The organism is Galbibacter sp. L-19 (assembly GCF_056857615.1).
The window spans coordinates 29,178-51,738 of sequence record NZ_JBSXNL010000048.1; the positions used below are offsets into that span (position 1 = coordinate 29,178).

19 protein-coding genes are annotated in these 22,561 nt (G+C 32.9%); 9 read left to right on the top strand and 10 right to left on the bottom strand.

Annotation, left to right across the window (positions count from 1 at the left end; translation table 11 throughout):
* Nucleotides 1-193 precede the first annotated feature (193 nt).
* Both AC13CQ_RS07115 and AC13CQ_RS07120 read left to right on the top strand, forming a co-directional pair.
* On the top strand, nt 194-607 hold the full coding sequence (locus AC13CQ_RS07115; RefSeq protein WP_008610739.1) for a hypothetical protein: 414 nt from the start codon (nt 194-196) through the stop codon (nt 605-607).
* Between the two features lie 70 nt (nt 608-677).
* Nucleotides 678-1,778 (top strand): DUF4407 domain-containing protein, encoded by a 1,101-nt coding sequence (locus AC13CQ_RS07120; protein WP_456867855.1) that lies wholly within the window; start codon nt 678-680, stop codon nt 1,776-1,778.
* Nucleotides 1,779-1,788: 10 nt separating this feature from the next.
* Here AC13CQ_RS07120 and AC13CQ_RS07125 read toward each other — a convergent pair whose 3' ends face one another.
* Nucleotides 1,789-3,846 carry a sensor histidine kinase gene (locus AC13CQ_RS07125; RefSeq protein ID WP_456867854.1) on the bottom strand — a complete coding sequence of 686 codons (2,058 nt, stop codon included), beginning with the start codon at nt 3,844-3,846 and terminating at the stop codon, nt 1,789-1,791.
* A gap of 570 nt (nt 3,847-4,416) precedes the next feature.
* Between AC13CQ_RS07125 and AC13CQ_RS07130 the strand changes: the two genes are divergently transcribed.
* The gene (locus AC13CQ_RS07130; RefSeq protein ID WP_474507367.1) at nt 4,417-5,205 is read left to right on the top strand and encodes a DUF3050 domain-containing protein; all 789 of its coding nucleotides are present in this window, start codon (nt 4,417-4,419) and stop codon (nt 5,203-5,205) included.
* A gap of 116 nt (nt 5,206-5,321) precedes the next feature.
* Nucleotides 5,322-6,023, top strand: a complete 702-nt coding sequence (locus AC13CQ_RS07135) for an SGNH/GDSL hydrolase family protein (protein ID WP_474507368.1) — start codon at nt 5,322-5,324, stop codon at nt 6,021-6,023.
* A gap of 69 nt (nt 6,024-6,092) precedes the next feature.
* On the opposite strand, the gene AC13CQ_RS07140 is transcribed toward AC13CQ_RS07135, so the two are convergent.
* The 7 genes from AC13CQ_RS07140 to trmB all read right to left on the bottom strand — a co-directional run bounded on the left by AC13CQ_RS07140 (nt 6,093) and on the right by trmB (nt 11,156).
* Nucleotides 6,093-6,422, bottom strand: coding sequence for a 2Fe-2S iron-sulfur cluster-binding family protein (locus AC13CQ_RS07140; protein WP_008610735.1), 330 nt, complete (start codon nt 6,420-6,422; stop codon nt 6,093-6,095).
* Nucleotides 6,423-6,501: 79 nt separating this feature from the next.
* Nucleotides 6,502-7,554 carry an NAD(P)/FAD-dependent oxidoreductase gene (locus AC13CQ_RS07145; RefSeq protein ID WP_008610734.1) on the bottom strand — a complete coding sequence of 351 codons (1,053 nt, stop codon included), beginning with the start codon at nt 7,552-7,554 and terminating at the stop codon, nt 6,502-6,504.
* A 189-nt stretch (nt 7,555-7,743) separates the two neighbouring features.
* Entirely contained in the window at nt 7,744-7,983 is a 240-nt protein-coding gene (locus AC13CQ_RS07150) for a NifU family protein (RefSeq protein ID WP_008610733.1), read from the bottom strand.
* Nucleotides 7,984-7,994: 11 nt separating this feature from the next.
* Entirely contained in the window at nt 7,995-9,125 is a 1,131-nt protein-coding gene (locus tag AC13CQ_RS07155; RefSeq protein WP_474507369.1) for an Mrp/NBP35 family ATP-binding protein, read from the bottom strand.
* 388 nt (nt 9,126-9,513) lie between these two features.
* Entirely contained in the window at nt 9,514-9,840 is a 327-nt protein-coding gene (locus AC13CQ_RS07160; RefSeq protein ID WP_335587865.1) for an MGMT family protein, read from the bottom strand.
* Between the two features lie 3 nt (nt 9,841-9,843).
* The gene (locus AC13CQ_RS07165) at nt 9,844-10,482 is read right to left on the bottom strand and encodes a LysE family transporter (protein WP_008610730.1); all 639 of its coding nucleotides are present in this window, start codon (nt 10,480-10,482) and stop codon (nt 9,844-9,846) included.
* Entirely contained in the window at nt 10,482-11,156 is a 675-nt protein-coding gene (gene trmB, locus AC13CQ_RS07170) for a tRNA (guanosine(46)-N7)-methyltransferase TrmB (RefSeq protein WP_008610729.1), read from the bottom strand. Before trmB ends, AC13CQ_RS07165 begins: the two co-directional genes overlap by 1 nt.
* Before the next feature lie 70 nt (nt 11,157-11,226).
* On the opposite strand from trmB, the gene AC13CQ_RS07175 reads away from it, so the two are divergent.
* Complete coding sequence (locus tag AC13CQ_RS07175) at nt 11,227-12,279, top strand: glycosyltransferase (protein WP_474507370.1); 1,053 nt, start codon at nt 11,227-11,229, stop codon at nt 12,277-12,279.
* On the opposite strand, the gene AC13CQ_RS07180 is transcribed toward AC13CQ_RS07175, so the two are convergent.
* Both AC13CQ_RS07180 and AC13CQ_RS07185 read right to left on the bottom strand, forming a co-directional pair.
* Nucleotides 12,253-13,188, bottom strand: coding sequence for a sensor histidine kinase (locus AC13CQ_RS07180; RefSeq protein WP_008610727.1), 936 nt, complete (start codon nt 13,186-13,188; stop codon nt 12,253-12,255). The two genes, AC13CQ_RS07175 and AC13CQ_RS07180, sit on opposite strands and share 27 nt — an antisense overlap.
* 524 nt (nt 13,189-13,712) lie before the next feature.
* Nucleotides 13,713-14,399 (bottom strand): response regulator transcription factor, encoded by a 687-nt coding sequence (locus AC13CQ_RS07185; RefSeq protein WP_008610726.1) that lies wholly within the window; start codon nt 14,397-14,399, stop codon nt 13,713-13,715.
* Between the two features lie 343 nt (nt 14,400-14,742).
* On the opposite strand from AC13CQ_RS07185, the gene AC13CQ_RS07190 reads away from it, so the two are divergent.
* The 4 genes from AC13CQ_RS07190 (at nt 14,743) to AC13CQ_RS07205 (ending at nt 22,559) form a co-directional block, all read left to right on the top strand.
* Nucleotides 14,743-17,097, top strand: coding sequence for a hypothetical protein (locus AC13CQ_RS07190; protein WP_335587863.1), 2,355 nt, complete (start codon nt 14,743-14,745; stop codon nt 17,095-17,097).
* Nucleotides 17,098-17,198: 101 nt separating this feature from the next.
* Nucleotides 17,199-20,024 (top strand): TonB-dependent receptor, encoded by a 2,826-nt coding sequence (locus tag AC13CQ_RS07195; protein WP_456867850.1) that lies wholly within the window; start codon nt 17,199-17,201, stop codon nt 20,022-20,024.
* A gap of 148 nt (nt 20,025-20,172) precedes the next feature.
* Nucleotides 20,173-21,459 (top strand): hypothetical protein, encoded by a 1,287-nt coding sequence (locus AC13CQ_RS07200; protein ID WP_456867849.1) that lies wholly within the window; start codon nt 20,173-20,175, stop codon nt 21,457-21,459.
* 125 nt (nt 21,460-21,584) lie between these two features.
* Nucleotides 21,585-22,559 carry a LuxE/PaaK family acyltransferase gene (locus AC13CQ_RS07205; RefSeq protein ID WP_456867848.1) on the top strand — a complete coding sequence of 325 codons (975 nt, stop codon included), beginning with the start codon at nt 21,585-21,587 and terminating at the stop codon, nt 22,557-22,559.
* Nucleotides 22,560-22,561: the final 2 nt, after the last annotated feature.

Genomic DNA, 22,561 nt, shown 5'->3' on the forward strand with positions numbered 1-22,561 from the left:
ATAATTTACTCAATAATCGAGGTTTGAGTGCTCCAAAGTCTGTCCTGAGTTTCCCGAAGGAATTGCGTTGAAATATTTTTAGCTTTTCCTTATAGTGCTTCGTGAGCTTGCTCCGAGGGAGTTTACTCCTTTTTATGGAATATTTTTTGATTGTGTGTTGAGAAACAATTAATTATGAAATATACAATTAATTATGAAATATATTTTAAAGCTATCAGGGGTACTTTTCTTACTGATTTTTTCAGCAAACCATCTATATTCTCAATCAGATTTGATGCATTCTAAAGCTTTATATGTGGATGCAATTATAAATTATGAAGGGAAGATAAAAGTCCATAATACATTGCTAAATATAGAGGAGGTAGAAGCTTATACAAAATCATACGTTAGGAGTCAGCCAGTAATGAAGTACGACCATGTGGTGTATCGAGTTTATGGAGACGAAAATTTGGAATTGGGAGAAATTATGAATTTGGAGCAAGAGCTTCAAAAAGCATATGCAGGAAAGAGAGCGCGTTATTTGTTGGATACAAGAGCTATTATTTTAGATACTCCAAATATGTGGAAAAAATTAAAGTTGTTGGAAATCAAATCTTTAAAAGATTAAAATGATTTAAAGTGTAACATTTTCAGGGTTTTAGCGTTATATATAGCATCAATCTAAAATCGACTATGTTATGATTAAAAATTTTTTCTGGATGTGCGCTGGCGCAGATACCGATTTGCTTTCTAAATGTTCAAAAGCAGAACAAATAAAACAGGCTGGAATAGGAGGGACTGTATTTTTTACAGCTATTATGGCTTTTATAGCTTCCAGTTATGCGCTATATACTGTTTTTGATAATGTATATACTGCTGTTTTTTTCGGGTTGATATGGGGATTACTTATTTTCAATTTAGATAGATTTATAGTTTCAACTATAAAGAAGAGGGATAATTTTAAAAGTGAATTTCTTCAGGCAATTCCAAGGCTTATTTTGGCAATTATTATAGCTGTGGTGATTGCTAAACCATTAGAGCTTAAAATTTTTCAGAAGGAAATAGATCGTGTTCTTTTAGAGGAAAAAAACCAAATGACACTCGATAACCAAGAGCAAATAGCGTTGCAATTTTCGCCTGAAATAGAAAAATTAAATGCTGAAATTTTAGGATTAAAAGAAGATATAGCTTCAAAAGAAGCAGAAGTGAACAGCTTGTATAATACATTTATTTCTGAAGCTGAAGGGACAAAAGGGACTATGAAAATAGGAAAAGGACCTGTTTATAAAGAGAAGCGAGAGAAACACGATAAAGCATTAGCAGAACTACAGGCATTGAAGCTTCAAAATCAAAATACTATTCAGAATAAAGAAAATGAAATAGCAGTTTTGAAGACAAACCTAAACGATAAAATAAATACAACACAGCCAACTATAGATGGTTTTGACGGACTTATGGCCAGAGTAAATGCTTTGGATAAATTACCTTGGTTGCCTTCTTTGTTTATATTTTTATTGTTTTTGGCTATTGAATCGGCTCCCATTATTTCTAAATTATTAGCGCCAAAAGGAGAATATGATATAAAACTTGAAGATTCTGAAAATACAGTTAGAAATTGGGCTGAACAAAAAGCGTATCAAAGGAATAAACAATTAGCTACAGATGCAACTATAAACGATAAAGTTTATGAAGATTTAGCGTCGGAAGATGAGTTGTATCAATATAAAAGAAAATCGGCAAGAGAGATTATGCAGCTTCAAGCAGATGCATTTTATAATCAACAAAAAAGTAGTTTGTAAATTAATTTTTTTAGTTCTCTTTCTGATGTTTTTCGAGCTTGCTTTTAGCTGGTTTGCTATTGTTTTGAAGTGGAAAGGAGGCTTCTGTTCTGAATCCGTTTGCGCTTAAAGAAAAATCTATAGTTCCATTAATTTTTTGAAAACGTTGTCTTAAACTCATAAGGCCGACACCTTTACTCGGTTTTTTAATTGTATTTTTAATACCATCATTTTCTAACACTATTGCACAAGTGGAATCTGTAAAACGAATGGCAATACTTAGGTTTTGAGTATTGGCGTGTTTAATGGTGTTTGAAATGGTTTCTTTTAATAATTGGAAGATAACTTGTTGTTGGTCTTTATTGAGTATGTTTAGTAATTTATCTTTTGTATCATCGTTTAATAGTAAATGAATTTTTAAGAGTCCTACTTCTTCAAATCTAGATTGTAGACTGTCTAAATAATCAACAATATTTAAGGATACATTTTCATCTTTTCCATGGATTAATTGGTGCGAAAAATTTCTTGATTCTTGATAGAGCATATCTAGTTCCTCAATAATAACGTTAAGTTTATCTTTGTTTTTTTGGATTTTAGCTTTGTCATGATAATCGGAAACAAGGTATTTTAAAGCCAGTAGATTGCCTAAATACTCGTTATGCAATTGCTCTCCAATGTCTTTTCTATTATCTTTCATTTTTCTATCTACTTCTTCTAGAGATTCTTCTAACAACCTAATTCGGTTATTGTATGTTTCTTCATCAATAAGTCGCTTAATCTGATTTTCTTTAGCTCGAATAATTACAATTCCTAATAATAAAAGTATGAGGATAGTTGAAGTTGCGTATAATATAATATCTTGATTCTTGTCTTCTTGAATTTGGTTTTCTAGGTCTAATATTTTTAGTTCTTTTACATGTGTTAGGTGTTCTGCTTCTGCAACTGCTACCAGACCCTGGTATTTGTATATGTTTTGGGTAATAGTATTATTATCTGTTTGTTTGTGTAAGAACTCAACCTTTTCTAGGTCTCCTTTTTTTAAAAATGCTTTGTAAAGCGCTTCAATAAGTAACTCTTTATACAAATGTTCCACAGGTTTGTAAGCTTCGGTATTGTTGTAGAAGTTATAAGCTTCGTCCACAGCCCCATTGTGAACTTGCAATAAGGCTTTCATGGTTTTTACTGGGTATACAGAAGTTAAATATGTATTATTACTTAATCTTTCTATGTCTATTTTGTTAAATAGCTCATTGGCTTTTTCTACATCGTTTTTTAGGTAGGCTATATAGGCGGCTCTTAAAAAATATATATAATTCCAATCATTTTTATTTTTTTGATAGTAGATTTTATTTTCCTTAAGTCGTTTTTCAGCAGCTGTAAGCATTTCAGCATTTTTGATATCAATATATTTTAGAATTGGCTCTTCAACTTCTTTATCTTTTGCAACAACTTTAATATGTTCTCTAAACTGTTTTGTGGAATATAGTGCTGCAATGGAGTCGGTTTTATGATAATATTTTAGAGATTCATTAAACTGAAAAGTTTGATAATATGCAAAAGATAGGGCAGAATAGGCATTTGCTAGATATTCAGGGTGTTCTATTTTATTAGCATCTTCAATAGTTAAATTGAGGATTTCAATAGCTTTTCCGTATCGGTTAGCATTAAGATGATGAATTGCTTCAATGGCATTTTGTGTATAGAGTTGATAAAAATGTCCTTCTTCCTTATTTTGAATTAACATTTTTAAGGAATCTCCATATTTTAGCGTTTGTGTACTATCTCTATGATTATGATTAAAATTATAAAGCATTAGCATGAAGTATGCATCAATTTTGTCCTCTATAGCTAGTGGGGAGGTGTTTTTTTTGATAACTTCTATTAAAGAATCCTTTTCGCTATTAAATTCTGGGTAAAATAATGAGTTGTGATCTATCATTCGTAACAACTCCATTAACTTAATGTTTTCTCTATTTGCAGGCTTTAGTGTATCGTCAACAGCATTATAAAAAGCATTGCTTACACTGTATTGAGCAATACAATACGGAGCGTATATGAAGAGAAAAAAAAGCAAGAATTTTTTTAGCATACAATTTAATAGAGATTAAAACTTTTTAATAGTAATCTATAGATCAATATTAAGTATAAAATAAATAATTTACTCTAATTTAGAGAATATACTGTTTTAGATTGATTTTAAGTCCATTTTTAGTTTTTAAAAGTTTGTTTTTCGTTTCTATCTTTTAAGAACTGTTGTCCGATAAATATAAACTCCAGCTATATCAAGGTTTAAAAGATATTTTCCAAATAACCTCTTGCTGTTAAAAAGTATAAATGAAAGTTCGTTTCAATCCCTCGTAGAGGGTTTAATTCCCCAACATCTGCCCTGAGTTTATTATAGGACTTTGTATTGAAAATGAGTCAAATTTGTTCCCATCAACTATATTTATATAAAGCTCATAACTTTATGATAGCTAAAATTTAGTCTTTACGCTGTTTCTTTATAGCGAAGCAGTCTTGTGTTTTTGCTCAGACATTAATGTCTTTTATGATAAAAGTCTTAAATTCTTATATTTATTTGGGACTGAGATTTCTATATTTGCAAATTAAGAACTGTATAGGTTTTAGATTGTTTATAAGCCTTGCATGATTTATTGTTATGAATATAGAAAAAATTAATGAACATATAGGTAGCCAAAGAGAAGTTTTATTGGCACATCCATTGTATAAAGCAATCCAAACTCCAATTCATTTACAAACGTTTTTAGAGCACCATGTATATGCAGTATGGGATTTTATGTCGCTTTTAAAGGCGCTTCAAAATAGTTTAACCTGTACTTCTTTGCCTTGGAAACCTGTTGGGAATCCTGTAACTAGGTATCTAATTAATGAGATTGTTTTAGGAGAAGAAACAGATGTTGACGAAAATGGAGCTTACAAAAGTCATTATGAAATGTATCTAGAAGCCATGCAACTGTGTGGAGCTTCAATTAGTACTATAGAAGATTTTGTAAATAGTTTATCCACTGTAAAAGATGTTCAAAGTGTTTTAGATAAAAATACCTTGCCGAGTGGCATACAAGAGTTTCTAAAATTTACTTTTGAAGTTATTGCTGAAGGAAAACCACATAAAATAGCTGCTGCTTTTACCTTTGGACGAGAAGATTTAATTCCAGATATGTTTACTGCTATTTTAAAAGATATGCAACAAGAGTATCCAGAAATAGATATGACTAGATTGGTGTATTATTTTGAAAGGCATATAGAAGTTGATGGAGATACACATGGCCCTCTAGCTTATAAAATGGTAGAAGAACTTTGCGGAAATGATGAAAATAAGTGGCAAGAAGTAGAAGAAGTTGCGCTGGTATCTTTAGAAAAAAGAACACAACTTTGGGATGGAATTTTGCGAGATATTAAAGCGCAAACCATATCAGTTAACTCTTAATTTTTAGCCAATAATTAGAGGTATATATTCTTAAATTATCTAAATAGTAGTAAATTGCCAACCTAAAGAGTGCATAAGTCCTTTATTATCCCCCTAGCTACTTAAATAATAAACAAATGAAAAAATATGTAATTATATTGATGGTATTTGTTGTGGGTTGTAAAACACAACAAACATCCATGGAGAGTACAAGTGCTCCAACAGCAGAAGATTTTAATTATTTAGCTTTAGGAGATAGTTATACAATAGGAGAAAGTGTTTGCGAAAGCTGTAATTTCCCTATACAATTAATAGAAGATTTAGCGGAAGATACCAATGCTAAAATTGGACTCCAAATTATTGCAAAAACAGGTTGGACAACAGCAGATCTTATTCAAGCAATAAAAGAAGAGCAACCTGCAAGTACTTTTGATTTAGTAACCCTTTTAATAGGGGTGAATAACCAATATCAAGGAAAAGATTTTTCTTTATATCAAGAAGATTTTCCTGCGTTATTAGCAAAATCAATTGAATTGGCAAAAGGCGATAAAAGTAGAGTAATTGTGGTTTCAATCCCAGATTATGCGTATACACCTTTTGGACAAAAGAAAGGTAATACTGAAGAGATTTCAAACGAAATTGACTCATACAATGCCTTTGCTAAAAAGACTGCAGAGATTATGGGAGTGAGTTATGTAAATGTCACAAACATTACTAGAGAAGGTTTAAAAAACAGTTTGTTGGTTGCCTCAGACGATTTACATCCTTCTAAAGAAGCTTATAGTAGTTTTGTAACTCAAATTCTATTTGAGATCCGAAAAAAGAATCTTTTAAAGTAAAAAAATAAGAGTGAGTATTCTGCATCAAAACTAGAATACTCACTCTTATATATTTTAATTATTGGGTGTTTATACCTCTGGAGCTAACTCCACTTCGAGCCCGTCTAAATCAAATGTCATTTGGATTTGACATCCTAAACGGCTATTATCTTTTACATTAAAGGCTTCGGCAAGCATTAGATCCTCGTCATAACTCATTTCTGGTAGGGTGTGGTCTGAGGTTACATAGCATTGGCATGAAGCACACATTGCCATACCTCCACATACACCAATAGTTCCTTCTGGAGCAAGCTCGTAGGAACGAACTACTTCCATTAAATTCATAGCCATATCTGTTGGTGCTAATATTTCGTGAACTTCTCCTTCTCGGTCTTTAATTTTTATTGTGATGTCGGACATTGCATTGTGTTTTTAAAGCAGCAAAAATAAATAAAACTTCCTTGAAAAACTATAAAACTCTAGTAAATAAGTAGAGTTTTTAATTAATGGATTTAACAACAGCTTTTTCTGCTTCTTTTCTTGAACCATCAAAACCATCAACACCACTAACAGTAGTATATTTCATAACATATTTTTTATCAGGAAAAATACGTTTGTAGGCACTTTGGCACATTAGAGTAGCCTCATGGAATCCACATAATATTAATTTTAATTTCCCTGGATAGGTATTTACATCTCCAATTGCATAAATACCAGGAATGTTAGTTTGATAGTCTAATGTATTATCTACTTTGATGGCATTTTTTTCTATTTCTAATCCCCAATTGGCAATAGGTCCAAGTTTAGGAGATAATCCGAAAAGCGGAATAAAATGGTCTAATTCCAAATCAAACTCCTCGTTGTTTTGTTTAATAGTAATATTTTCAAGTTTTGTACTACCTTTAAGTGCAGTAACTTCGGCAGGAGTTACAAGGTTAATTTTACCAAGTTTTTTTAATTCTTCTACTTTTTCTACAGAATCGAGCGCGCCTCTAAATTCATTTCTTCTGTGAATAAGCGTTACTTCTTGAGCAATATCGGCTAAAAAGATGCTCCAATCAAGCGCAGAATCTCCACCTCCAGCAATCGCTACTTTTTTGTTTCGATAGATTTCTGGATCACGAATAATATATTCAACTCCCTTATCTTCAAAATCAAGAATGTTTTCTAGCTGAGGTTTTCTAGGTTCAAAACTTCCTAATCCGCCAGCTATGGCTACTACTTTTGCTTGGTGTTTTGTGCCTTTATTGGTGGTAACAATAAAGGAATCGTCTTTTTGCTTTTCAATAGTTTCTGCTCTTTCTCCAAGAGTAAATCCGGGTTCGAAAGCTTCTATTTGTTTCATCAGATTGGTTACTAAATCTCCTGCTAAAACTTCTGGAAACCCTGGAATATCATAAATTGGTTTTTTAGGATATATTTCAGAGCATTGTCCACCTGGTTGTGGTAGCGCGTCAATAAGGTGGCATTTGAGTTTTAATAAACCAGCTTCAAAAACAGTGAATAGTCCTGTTGGGCCAGCTCCTATGATAAGTATATCTGTTTGAATCATTACAAAATAACTTTTAGAAAATGCAAAGGTACTCTCCCAATGCTTTTTTTTATATGATATTTGTTAGTATGCGTAAGGGATTGCGCCTTTGTTTGAGCTCTTTAGGCATAGTAATGCCTAGAAGCGAGTGGCAAAAGCCCGGTTTCCCTACCAATAAGCAGCGCTTATTGGTAGGGAAATACGCCCAAATTATTCTACATTTATTACTTGTTCTATTTGCGGGGCGTATTTTTTTATCGTCATTTCCACACCACTTTTTAAGGTCATTTGGTTAACGCTACATCCTACGCAAGCTCCTTCGAGTCTTACATTTACTATTTTGTCATTATCAATGGAAACTAGACTGATGTCTCCTCCATCGCTTTCTAAAAAAGGTCTTATTTCTTCTAGAGCTTTTTGTACATTTAATTTAACTTCTTCAGACGTCATTGCTGTATAAATTATTTCTTAGTAACCGCAGAACAACCTGCCATAGTGGTAATTTTGATGGCTTCTGTAGGAGGCAAACTTTTGTTTCTACCAACTACTTCTTGCACTATATTTTTTGTAATTTCTTTAAACGATATTTCAAGAGGTGTGTTGTCTTGCAATGCTGCCGGACGGCCAACATCTCCTGCTTCACGAATGCTTTGTACTAGTGGAATTTCTCCTAAAAATGGCACATTTAAATCATTAGACAGATTTTTAGCACCTTCCTTACCAAAAATGTAATATTTGTTGTCTGGCAGTTCTTCGGGTGTAAAGTACGCCATATTTTCTACAATACCTAAAACAGGAACATTGATGCTTTCTTGCTGAAACATTGCAACTCCTTTTTTAGCATCTGCCAAAGCTACATTCTGAGGGGTACTTACCACAACAGCACCCGTAATTGGGAGCGCTTGCATGATACTTAAATGGATATCTCCAGTTCCAGGAGGGAGGTCTATTAAAAGGAAATCGAGGTCGCCCCAAGCGGCATCAAAAATCATTTGATTTAAAGCTTTGGAAGCCATTGGTCCTCTCCAAATAACGGCTTGATTAGGTTGTGTAAAAAATCCAATTGAAAGTATTTTTACTCCGTAACTTTCAATAGGTTTCATTTTTGATTTCCCATCAACATTAATAGCGAGTGGCTTTTCGTTAACAACATCAAACATAATTGGGGCAGAAGGGCCATAAATATCGGCATCTAAAAGTCCTACCTTAAATCCCATTTTAGAAAGAGTAACAGCTAAATTGGAAGTTACGGTAGATTTTCCTACTCCTCCTTTTCCAGAAGCTACTGCAATAATATTTTTAATTCCAGGAATTGCTTTTCCTTTAATTTCTGGTTTTTCTGGCGCTTGAACTTTGATGTTTACTTTTACCTTAGCCTTTTGGAAAACCTTATCGTGTATTGTTTTTAAAATTTCTACTTCTGTTTTTTTCTTGGCCTGTAAACTTGGATTGTTAATAGTAATATCTACTACTACTTCATCGCCAAAAACCATAACATTTGTAACGGCACCACTTTCTATCATGTTTTTTCCTTCACCTGGAGCGGAAATCGTTTCGAGTGCTTTTAAAATTTCTTTTTTATCTAATTTCATGTTTTATTCTTCTTATGCTTGTGGTCACTTTGTGACTTTTTTCCTTGTAGAAAGAGTTGTTTAAAAAGCTATTTCCTAGCTTTTTAGGTCTTTTTGGAGTTGATTTTATTTTAAACTCATTCTAAATTACAAAGATACATATTTAAAGTTGAAAGTTGAAAGTTGAAAGTTGAAAAGTACAAAGTACAAAGTATTGAGTAAAAGAGAGAATAAGTTTAGGGATTACGTTGTTAGGAATGAAAATTACAGATTTTATTACTTCGCCTCTAAAATTAAGTAGCTATCGAGTTACGTTGTTATGAAGTTATTTTATTGATAAGTTACAATTGAATAATTTGAGGATGTAATCTTTGACTTATTCAAAAACCATAGTTTTCAAAAACTATGCCTATAGCTCCTCAGAAGGATTCCAAAAATACTTTTCGAAGTTTTGAATTTGATTGTCTATTACTTCAACGCCTTCACTTTCTAGCAATTGCTGCATAAGATTGGTGCCTTGAAAGTGATGCTTGCCTGTTAAAATCCCTTTTCGATTAACCACTCTGTGGGCTGGAACATCTTCTTTGAGACTGCTACCATTCATGGCATAGCCAACCATACGAGCACTGCGGGCAGCGCCTAAGTATGTAGCAATTGCTCCGTAGGAAGTTACTCTTCCGTAGGGAATTTGTTTAGCAACTTTATATACCCGATCAAAAAAATTTGAAGATTCCATGTGTTATGAATAAAACAAACGTACAAAGGTGATGATTAATAAAACAGCCATTAAGGCGCTTAAAATATAATCCGAATAGCGTGAAAAGGTATCGGTGCGTTCTTGAAGTTTATCAAAATAAAAAACATACATATAGAGCATTGCAAAGGTTCCTAGTCCTGCAGCAATTACAAAAACTAGGATATCCCATAATTGAAACTTAATCCAGCCAGAAACATTCCACGCGGCGTTTAGTCCGCAGAAATAAGCAATAGGTAAAACGTTTAAAGCAGAAATAAGCATTCCTTTAAAGAATACATTTTTCTTGTTTTTATTAATCTTTACCTTTCTAGGGTGCTTTATATCTTTTTTCTTTTTTGCTAAGATGAAAAAATAAATAGCGAAAAAACCAAAAACTACCAAAGCTATTTTTAGCAGTATGTCAATAACATTTGGATTTTTATAAAGATACTTGGAGATTAAAACTCCAATATAAGCTTGAAAAATAACTGTGGTTGAAGCGCCAAGAGCAAAAATCATTCCGCTAGTTTTTCCCTTTTTAGCACTGGTTTTTGCTGCTGTGATATTAATTAAACCAGGGAAAACTACCGCCATTAAAGATGCCGAAAAAGTAGCAAAAAAAAGGATGAATAAATGCGACATTAGTTGGGTTTAAACTTAATATATGTAATTGGTTTTTCTACTTCAAGGTATTGCTTTTCGTAAAAAGTTTGAATAGAGGTTACTTCTTCTGGACTTCCTTCATTTTTATAAATATTGTGGTTTGCATATAAAACCTCATAATTTAGTCCGTGGAGTAGCCCTAGAGTGTAGCCATGCATAAACTCGCTGTCGGTTTTTAAATGTACAATTCCCTCTTTGCTTAGAATGTTATTGTAGCGCTCTAAAAATTTAAAATTTGTAAGTCTATGCTTAGTACGTTTGTACTTTATTTGTGGGTCGGGGAAGGTAATCCATATTTCGTCCACTTCATTAGCAGCAAAAATGTATTCTATAAGTTCTATTTGGGTTCTTATAAAAGCAACATTTGTTAAGTTTTCTTCAACCGATGTTTTTGCACCGCGCCAAAAACGAGCTCCTTTTATATCAACACCAATATAATTTTTGTTAGGGTTTCTTTGAGCTAAACTCACAGTATACTCTCCTTTTCCACAACCTAATTCCAATACAATGGGATTATTGTTTTTAAAGAAAGACGCTTTCCAATTTCCTTTTAGATTGAAGTTTCCTTCTACCAATTCATCACGCGTAGGTTGAAGTACATTTGAAAATGTTTCGTTTTCCTTAAAGCGTTTTAGTTTGTTTTTACTCCCCACAACAATTATTTAATTAAAAGGCAAAATTAAGGAAATCTTTCGTAGTGAAAAATTAACTTCATTTGTAGTTATGATTAAAAAGAAGAAAATTCTTGTAGCTCCCTTAAATTGGGGGCTTGGACATGCAACAAGATGCATTCCGATATTAAGAGCATTAATAGCCGAAAATTTTGAGCCAATTATTGCTTCAGATGGAGAGGCTTATAAATTATTAAACAAAGAATTCCCCGATTTGCAATTTGTGGAATTGCCTTCTTATAAAATAAAATATGCTGAAAAAGCAAAGAATTTTAAACTGAAGATGCTTTGGGACTCGCCCAAAATTTTAAATGCCATCAAAAAGGAGAAAAAGAGAACCAAAGAATTGGTAAAAGAATTGGCTTTAGACGGAATAATTTCCGACAATCGTTTGGGGGTGTATTCTAAAAAAGTTCCTTCAGTTTTTATTACGCATCAATTAAATGTATTGACGGGAAATACTACATGGTTTAGTTCTGAAATGCATCAGAAAATAATCAAAAAGTTTGACGAATGTTGGGTGCCAGATGTTGCTGGAGAGCCAAATTTAAGTGGCCGCTTAGGTCATTTAAAAAAAGAAAATCCGAAATTGAAATACATAGGGCCATTAAGTAGATTAGAACGTAAAGAGTTGCCCGTAAAATATAAGTTAATGGTTATTATTTCGGGGCCAGAACCACAGCGTACTCTACTAGAAAGTAATTTACTTAAAGAAACTCAAAAATATAAAGGCAATGTTTTATTTGTAAGAGGGAAGATTGAAGACGAGCAGCATTTTTGTCAAGAAGGAAACGTAACAGTTTATAATTATATGAATTCTACCCAGCTTGAAACGGCGTTTAATGAAAGTGAATTAGTTTTATCGCGTTCGGGTTATACTACAGTTTTAGATTTGGCAAAGCTAGGAAAGAAAGCATTTTTTATTCCTACGCCAGGGCAATATGAGCAAGAGTATTTGGCAGAAAGATTGCAAAAAGAAAATCTTGTTCCTTATTGTAAACAAGAAGATTTTAAAATTGAAATGTTAGAAACGGTTACAGATTTTAAGGGCTTGGCCAGCTTTGAATCTAGATTCGATTTAAGCGCTCTTTTTAGACTTTTCTAGGGTGAAAGAAAACTCGGAACCTACTCCAAAAACGCTTTCCACATAAATCTTTTCTTTATGTGCCTCAATAATATGTTTTACTATGGAAAGTCCTAGTCCAGAGCCTCCTTCTTTTCTGCTTCCGCTTTTATCAACTCTATAAAAACGTTCGAAGAGGCGAGGGATATTTTGTTTTTCAATCCCCTCTCCATTGTCGGTAACCCTAACTATAACTTTATTTTTTACTAAGTTTTCAATGCTAATTTCGGTAGTTCCACCTTCTTTTCCGTATTTAATAGAATTTACAATGAGATTGGTAAGAACCTGCTGAATACGTTCTTTATCGGCACTAACCATAATTGGCTCCTTGTAATCTAAGTCGAAAGTAAGGGTGATTTTTTTCTTGTGAGCTTTCATTTCCATTAAGTCGAAAGTAGCTTGAGTAAGCTCTACAATATCAAAATTTTCGCGTTGTAAATTTAAATCGCCTGCCTCTAATTTGGTAATCATATCCAAATCTTTCACTATATAAATAAGTCTTTCAACCCCTTTACTAGCTCTCGATAAGTATTTTTTTCTAATAACTTTATCATCCATTGCGCCGTCTAAAAGCGTAAGAATATAGCCTTGAACAGTAAAAAGAGGTGTTTTTAACTCATGCGAAACATTTCCGATAAACTCTTTTCGATAGCCTTCGCGAATTTTAAGAGTTTCAATTTCTAGTTTTTTATTAGCTGCAAATTTTTCAATTTCCTCTGTTAGCGTCCTCATATCTGTAGTAATAGGTTGCGCTTGGAAATTGGTAGATTCTAAAAGAGAAACATCATCATATATTTTTTTAACCCGTTTGTATATAAATTTTTCAACACGGTATTGGATGATAAAAAAGGAAACAATAAAAACACTTAAAATTAGAATTGCAGCATACATAGAGCCTCTTAGTTCGAAATAGAAAAATAAGGAAATAATGATGGTTGTTACTGCTGCAATCATTGCTGATGAGCGCAGTGCAAAACGATATGATTTTTTTAATTTGGTTTCCAAGATTGTTATGTTAAATCTGCTAAAAGGTTGCTATGTGTTTTGTTAAATACTAAAAATTAGGGTTTATGAAACCATGGTTAAAGTTATAAAATAAAGATGATAGATTTAGATTGTAAGAATAAACTTAAATCAAAATCTATCAATTTTTAATTTTAGAATGTTGTTCCTTTTGTTTGTTGGAGACTATCTAAAAAGTATTTAAAATTTATATGTCAACCTGATTGTCTGTTAACCTGAGCTTGTCTGTCATCCTGAGCTTGTCGAAGGATGATAACTACAAATTACTTTTTAGAAAGCCTCTCAAATCTCATTAAATTTTTATCGAAAGGTTCTGTATTAAGTATGTGAAAGGATTTTTTTTTGAATACATTACAGGTTTTCTCTGGGTGTTATACTTTGGATAATAGAATTTATAATACAAATTTATAGCCAACTCCTTTTACAGTTTTAAAATGATCGTCGCCAATTTTTTCACGTAGTTTACGGATGTGTACATCAATAGTTCTCCCTCCAACAATTACTTCGTTACCCCATACCTTATCTAGAATTTCGTCTCTTTTAAAAACCTTTCCTGGTCTGCTGGCTAATAATGAAAGTAATTCGAATTCTTTTCTTGGAAGGATAATTTCTTCTCCAGACTGAATAATTTTGTATTCGTCACGGTTAATGGTAATATTACCAACCTTAACAATGCTTTCAACAGGCTCATCATCTTCTTTTAAGCGTCTAAGTAGAGCTTTAACTTTGCTTACCAATACTTTTGGTTTGATAGGCTTGGTAATATAATCGTCTGCTCCAGCATCAAAACCTGCTACTTGAGAGTAATCTTCACCACGTGCAGTAAGAAAAGTAATAATAGTGTCTTTTAAATCGGTAGATTTTCTTATTTGTTCACAAGTTTCGATACCGTCCATTTCTGGCATCATTACATCGAGAATAATAAGGTGTGGTTTTTCTTTTTTTGCTTTAGCAATTGCTTCAATACCGTTTTTTGCAGTAGTAACATTGTATCCTTCAGTAGATAAATTATATCCTACGATTTCTAATATATCCGGTTCGTCATCGACTAAAAGGATTTTAATTTCCCTTTTTTTCATCTGTATTGTAAGGTTTAGTTATGTCTCGCATTTCTTCAGCAAAAACATTTTATAGTTGTTTTTTTTAGATAACTAAAACATTTTTAATGATTTAAAAGTTTTCGGTTATCCTTTCCGAGGTCAAAAGTAAAGATAATATTAAAATATGAAAGCAGTTAACAATGATTTAATATGGTAACACAAATGTAACATTGGACTTACTTATGTTTAACACGCGGGTAACTTCCTTTTTGTAGATGGCTCGTTTATTTGCATCGGAATTAAAGTCGAATAATAAAGATATGTTGTTTTAACATATAGATTAACAAACACAATGAATCAAAACCTAAAATCCTTAATTAAAATGAGAAAATTTAATTTTTTAGCTATTGCTTCTTTATTAGCAATGTTTGCAATATCCTGCTCTAGTGATGATGATTTCAATCCAGAGCCTACTCCTGAACCAGAAGGGGAGGAAATCACAAAAACTGGTATTTTAACTGAAAACGAAACTTGGACTTCTGAAAATATATATGTTTTAGATGGAAAAGTAGTAGTAGACGAAGGTGTTACTCTTACGATAGAACCTGGTACAATTATTAAAGGAGCAGAAGGACAAGAGTCTTTAGCATCTGCTTTAGTGGTAGACCAAGGAGGTAAGTTAATGGCTGAAGGAACAGCTAGCAACCCAATTATATTCACTTCTGTATTAGACGGTATTGAGGCTGGACAAACAGAAGGAACATTATCAACCTCAGACGTAGGTCTTTGGGGTGGTGTAATTGTATTAGGTAAAGCACCTATTTCTGTAAACGGAGATGTTGAAACAGCTCAAATAGAAGGTATACCTGCTTCTGAATCTTATGGACAGTACGGTGGAACAGATGCTGCAGATAACTCTGGAGTTATTAAGTATGTGTCTATCCGTCATGGGGGTATTACAATAGGACAAGATAATGAAATCAACGGTCTTACTTTAGGAGGTGTTGGTAACGGAACTGTTATAGAAAATATCGAAGTTGTAGCCAACCAAGATGATGGTATCGAGTGGTTCGGTGGAAGTGTAAATGTAACAAACGCTTTAGTTTGGTCTCAAGGAGATGATGGGTTTGATGCAGATCAAGCTTGGACAGGTACTTTAGATAACGGTGTTATTGTAATGGGTACAGAATCTGGTACTGCTTTAGAATTAGATGGTCCAGAAGGATCTACTGCTACTGAAGGTGGTTACACTATGAAAAACCTTACTTTAATCGGAGCTGGTACTTCTAGTATGTATGCTGATTTAAGAGACGGACTTATAGCAAATTTAGAAAATGTATTTGCATACGGATTTGGAGCAGACGCTACAGTTAATGTAAACGGTGCAGACTCTGCTACAGAATTAACTAACGATAGAATTACATTTGCTAACTGGCAAATTATTTTACCAGAAGGAATGGTTATTGGAGATGTATTTGCTGGAGACTATACAGATGGAGATGAGGCTAAGTTTTTAGCAAATGCTACAGCAGTTGGAGAAGGTACAGTAGGTGCAGATGTAGATGTTTTTAACTGGACATTAGCAGCTATTGAAGAAGCAATTCCAACAGAACCAATAGGAACTACAATTACTAAATCTGGAATTCTTTTAAGCAATGAAACTTGGACATCTCAAAATGTATATGTTTTAGATGGTAAAGTAGTAGTTAACGAAGGAGTTACTTTAACAATCGAGCCTGGTACAATTATTAAAGGAGCAGAAGGACAAGAGTCTTTAGCGTCTGCTTTAGTAGTAGATCAAGGAGGTAAGTTAATGGCTGAAGGAACAGCAGATAGTCCAATTATATTTACATCTGTATTAGATGGAATAGAGCCAGGGCAAACAGAAGGAACATTGTCAACCTCAGACGTAGGTCTTTGGGGTGGTGTAATTGTATTAGGTAAAGCACCTATTTCTGTAAACGGAGACGTTGAAACAGCTCAGATAGAAGGAATTCCTGCTTCTGAACCTTACGGACAATACGGTGGAACAGATGCTGCAGATAACTCTGGAGTTATTAAATATGTATCTATTCGTCATGGAGGTATAACTATAGGACAAGACAACGAAATCAATGGTCTTACTTTAGGAGGTGTTGGAACTGGAACTGTAGTTGAAAACATTGAAGTTGTTGCCAACCAAGATGATGGTATCGAGTGGTTTGGTGGAAGTGTAAATGTAACAAATGCTTTAGTTTGGTCTCAAGGAGATGATGCTTTTGATGCAGATCAAGCTTGGACAGGTACTTTAGATAATGGAGTTGCTATTATGGGTACAGAATCTGGTACTGCTTTAGAATTAGATGGACCAGAAGGATCCGCTACTACTGAGGGTGGATATACTATGAAAAACCTTACACTAATCGGAGCTGGTACTTCTAGTAAGTATGCTGATTTAAGAGACGGACTTATAGCAAATTTAGAAAATGTATTTGCATACGGATTTGGAGCAGACGCTACAGTTAATGTAAACGGTGCAGACTCTGCTACAGAATTAGCTAACGATAGAATTACATTTGCTAACTGGCAAATTATTTTACCAACAGGAACTGTTTTAACAGATGTTTTTGCTGGAGATTATACAGCAGGTGATGAAGTTAAATTTATCGACAATACAACTGTAGTTACGGAAGGAACAGTTGGAGCTGATGTATCGGTTTTCACATGGACTAGTGCTTCTTCTGCAGATGCAATCTAATCTTATACAATTAAAACTATAATATCAAATGTCCAAAGTCTTATTAATTTAAGGTTTTGGACATTTTACGGAATTAAAACTAAATACATAAATAAGTAATAATGTTTAAAAATTTTATATCAACATTAGGTCTCATATTAATCTTCTCACAATTTGCTTTTTCTCAGCAAGGAGTTGTAAAAGGTAAGGTTATGGATGGAGAATTTAATGACGTATTACCTTTTGCTAATATTGCAATAAAAGGCGAAAGTAAAGGAACTACTACGGACTTTGAAGGGGCATATTCCTTAGATGTAAATGCGGGGACTTATACTATTGTGTTTTCATTTATTGGATATACATCTCAAGAAATTACTGATGTTGTTGTTGAAGCAGGTAAAACTGTAGAAGTGAATGTTACTTTACAGCCGTCTTCAGCAGTATTAGATGAGGTAGTTGTTACAACTACTGTAAGAAAAAATACCGAAGCTTCTGTATTGAACTTACAAAAGAACTCGGTAACGCTTATGGATGGATTGTCTCTTGAAGGGATAAAGAAAACTGGAGCAAGTAATATTGCTTCTGCTATTAAAAGAGTGCCAGGTGTATCGGTTCAAGAAGGAAAGTATGTGTATGTAAGAGGTTTGGGAGATAGATATACTAAATCTATTTTGAATGGAATGGATGTTCCAGGTTTAGATCCAGATAAGAATACGTTACAAATGGATATTTTCCCAACCAATATCCTTGAAAATATAATTGTATTAAAATCTGCTTCTGCCGACTTACCTGCCGATTTTACGGGGGGAGTAGTAGACATTATTACAAAAGATTTTCCTACGCAAAAGCAGATGTCATTTTCAGCCTCTGTAGGATATACACCTAGTATGCATTTTAAAAGCAATTACTTGTCATACGATGGTGGTGCTACAGATTTTTTAGGTTTTGATGATGGTACAAGAGAATTGCCTTTTTCTGAAAATGCTAATATACCTAGTCCTTCAGATCAAGTTAATAACAGTATTTTAGATGATTTCACTCGTAGATTAGAACCAAATATGGCAGCGCAGGAGCAGACTTCAATGCCAGATTTTAGCTTAGGATTTAGTTATGGGAATCAATTTGATATAGGAGAAAATAAATTAGGAGTAATTGCTTCTTTAGATTATAAAAATGAAACTGAATTTTATGAAGGTTTTGAAAATGGTATTTACCAAAAAAATCCTGAAAGTGATATTAACGAACTACGATTTGATAGAAGACAGCAAGGAGATTTAGGAAAAAATAATGTGTTAGCTTCTGCATTAGCTGGGTTATCATTCAAAACAAATAGATCTAAATATCGTTTAAATTTACTTCATATACAGAATGGAGAGAAAAGAGCTGCCATTTTTGATCAAAGAACAGAGATTTCGAATGCTATAGATGTAGTTAAAGATAATTTAGAGTATACACAAAGATCTGTTAGTAACCTTTTACTCTCTGGAAAGCATACTTCTAAAGATGCTTCTTTTATTACAGAATGGAGTGTCTCTCCAACGCTGAGTAAAGTAGAAGATAAAGATGTAAGATTAACTACTTTCATTATTCAACCAGATGGATATAGTATTAGTTCTGATGCTGGTTTCCCAAACAGATTATGGAGAAACTTAGAAGAGGTAAATGCCGTAGGAAAGTTAGATCTTACAAAAAATTATAATTTGTTTAGTAATAAAGCAGTATTGAAATTTGGAGGACTATATAGTTATAAACAACGTGATTATTCAATTAATAATTATAATATTGCCTTTTTTGATTTTGATACAAGTAGTTTAAACGGAAACCCAGATGCTATTCTGGAACCTGATAATATATGGACGCCAGAAAATAATTCAGGGTCTTATATAAGAGGAAATTATCAACCAGCAAATACTTTTGATTCTAATCAAAATACAGCAGCAGCATATGTGTCAAATGAGTTTAAATTCGCAGAAAAATTCAGGGCTATTTTAGGACTTAGAGCTGAGTATTTTACTACTTTCTTTACCGGTCAAAATAATACAGGTTCAGAGGTGTATGATAATGAAAAAACTATTGATGAATTAGATTTTTTCCCATCTGCTAATTTAATTTATGAGTTTCAAGAAGGTAAAAACTTTAGAGCTTCTTATTCTAGAACTACTGCAAGACCTAGCTTTAAAGAGCTTTCTGTGGTGCAAATTCCAGATTTGTTAACAGGTGTTATATTTTTAGGAAATATTAATTTAGAGCCTACTTACATTGATAATTTTGATTTCCGATTTGAAATTTTTGGAGATAGAGCACAAATGTTTGCTATTAGTAGTTTTTATAAGAAGTTTAAAAAGCCGATTGAAATTGTTGCATACGATATTACTGCGCCTAATCAATTTACACCTCGTAACTCTCCTGAAGCTGAGGTTTTAGGAATTGAACTAGAGGCTAGAAAGAATTTTGGATTTATTTCTGAAGGATTATCAGACTTGAGTGTCAATTTAAATGTTTCAATTATTGATTCAGAAATAGAAATGGCAAAAGGAGAAGGTCAAGAATATGATTCTAGAGTAATTTTCGCTAGAGATGGAGAAACTATTAAAGACACTAGAACACTTCAAGGTCAATCCCCATTTTTAATTAATGCTGGATTAAGTTATAATAACAGAGATTTAGGTTTAGAAACTGGAGTCTTTTTCAATGTTCAAGGAAAAACATTGGAGGTTGTAGGTTTTGGTCAAAATCCAGATGTATTTACACAGCCATTTAATAGTTTAAACTTTAATCTAGCAAAAGCTTTTGGAAAAGAAAAGAATTCCAAAATTAGCTTTAAAATGGAAAACATTTTAGATGAAAAAAGACAAAGCTTCTATGAGTCATACGGAGCAGCTGATCAAAATTTCTCCTATAGAGAACCAGGAATGGCTCTTTCATTAGGGTATAGTTTGAGTTTTTAATATAAAGTTTATAAAAATATTTTTTCAAACCACCCCGCTTCATTGCGGGGTGGTTTTTTTAAATTTTTTAACTAAACATAACATAGTGGTTAATTAGGGAGGTGATTTATTTTCTAAATTTAGACTATTAACCTTAAATCTTTTAATCATGAAAAAAATTACTTTATTATTATCCTTTCTATTTATTGTCTCTATTGGCTTTGCTCAAACCATAGATATTAGAAACTTCAAAATAGACGAAAGTTCAAACAAAACCTTTACTATGGGAGATCGGTTTCATTATAGTTTTGAGATAAAGGGCGACTATACATATAAGACACATGGATATAGACAAATTGACTTGATATTATACGAAGGAAGTGTCTCATCGAGTAATGAAATTAATAGGATATATTGGAATAGGGAAGGTGATTATCAGTTAAAATTTGATGATTATACTAAAAAAGAAATGTGGGTAACTATATATAATAGAAATATCACGACTATTCCAGGGACGAAATTCATTTTAGTTGTAAAATATGCAGGCTTGACCACGCAGTATGTTTATACAATGGGAGGAGAAAATGCTAAATATCATACGATTAAGTATCGAGGTAAGACTAAGGATGAAGCGAATTTGTCTAAATGTAACAACGACTCCGAAAATTCAGTAGGAGTTAATATTAATATTTCTCAAAAGCTTACTATTGGTAAAATATACAATATTGATAGAGGCTCCGGTATTGGATATAGATATTATGAAGTAACTTCTGCACAAGATACTCCACAAACAAGTGCTCCAACAACAATTGGAGCTAATAATGTTGGTACATCGTTTTATGTTGATTGTTCAGATGTAGAATTAGCTGATATTGAAATTACCAATCTAAGAATTTTACGTAACGGCAGCAGCGAAATATTTAATTCGAATACTAATAGTACACCTACTTTAAGTTATAATAATAGTTATGAATTTATTTATACCTTAAAAAATAATGGAGGGGATGCTATTGATGTAACCCTCTCTAAGTTCTTTTCATATAATAGTTCGTTTGATAGATACAACGATTATTTTATAGCCGATGATGAGATAAGTTCTATCTTACCCGGAGGTGAAGCCACACTTAGAACCTATGTTAATCCAGATTATGGTTATATTGGAAATGCAAGTGTTTCGAATAATCAAGGATATTACTTTATTTTTTCAATAGTTTATAAAAATGAAGATAATAGCCAGTCTGAATATGAAAATCGTGTAGGATTTATCTATTCTACAAATACAGCTTCGAAATCAATATTAACATCCTATAAACTCCAAGGTTTCGATTTTTCGGGAAATGAAGTATTGTCAAAAGAAGTGATGAGCAAGGAAGAAGAACAAGTTATTCAATCGTTGCCCAAAGGAAATTATATTATTAAAGCGAATGATGAAACCTATAAAATAAAAAAGGATTAAAATTAACAGATTTATAAAAATATTTTTTCAAACCACCCCGCTTCATTGCGGGGTGGTTTTTTTATGCCTTTTATGTTTCTTTACCTTATAACTAAAACTTATTTTTGCAACATAATAAGAGGTGTATGAGTCCAGAAAGTGTTTTTGAAATTAAAACGAATGCCGATTTTAATAAAACAGCATTAAATGTTTTTGGATTTCAGTATGAAAACAATCCTGTTTACCGTGAGTTTTGCAACTATCTTAAGCGCAATCCGCAAAATGTAAAAACAAAAGAAGAAATCCCTTTTTTGCCGATTGAGTTTTTTAAATCTCGCGAAATTCTAAGTTCTTCAAAACCTCCACAAACTATCTTTACCAGTAGCGGAACCACAGGAAATTTAACAAGTAAACATTTGGTTACAGATATAAGTGTTTATGAAGAAAGCTTTAGAAAAGGGTTTTCTTATTTCTATGGAAATATTAAAGAGTATACTGTTTTAGCACTTTTACCTGCATATTTAGAGCGTACAGGTTCTTCGCTTATTTATATGGTAAACGATATGATTGAGCAGTCTGAGGCTCCCGAAAGTGGCTTTTACCTTCACAATTTAGAAGAATTAGCGCAGCATCTCAAAAAATTGGACGCAGCTGGCAAAAAAGTATTGCTTATTGGGGTTTCTTTTGCGTTATTGGATTTAATAGAAACCTTCAATTTTAATTTACAGCATACCATTGTTATGGAAACTGGCGGTATGAAAGGTCGTAGAAAGGAAATGATTCGCACCGAACTTCATTCGGTTTTAGCAGCAGGTTTTAATGTTGATAAAATCCATTCTGAATATGGAATGACCGAGTTGCTTTCACAAGGGTATTCTAAAGGGAATGGAGTTTTTGAATGTCCTCCGTGGATGGATATTATAATTCGAGATCCAGAAGATGCACTTACTATTTTTGATGACGGAAAGTCTGGAGGAATCAATGTAATTGATTTGGCAAATATAAATTCCTGTTCTTTTATTGCTACTCAAGATTTAGGGAGGAAAAACGGAAAAGAATTTGAGGTTATTGGTCGCTTTGATAATTCCGACATCCGTGGTTGTAATTTAATGGTTTTATAAAG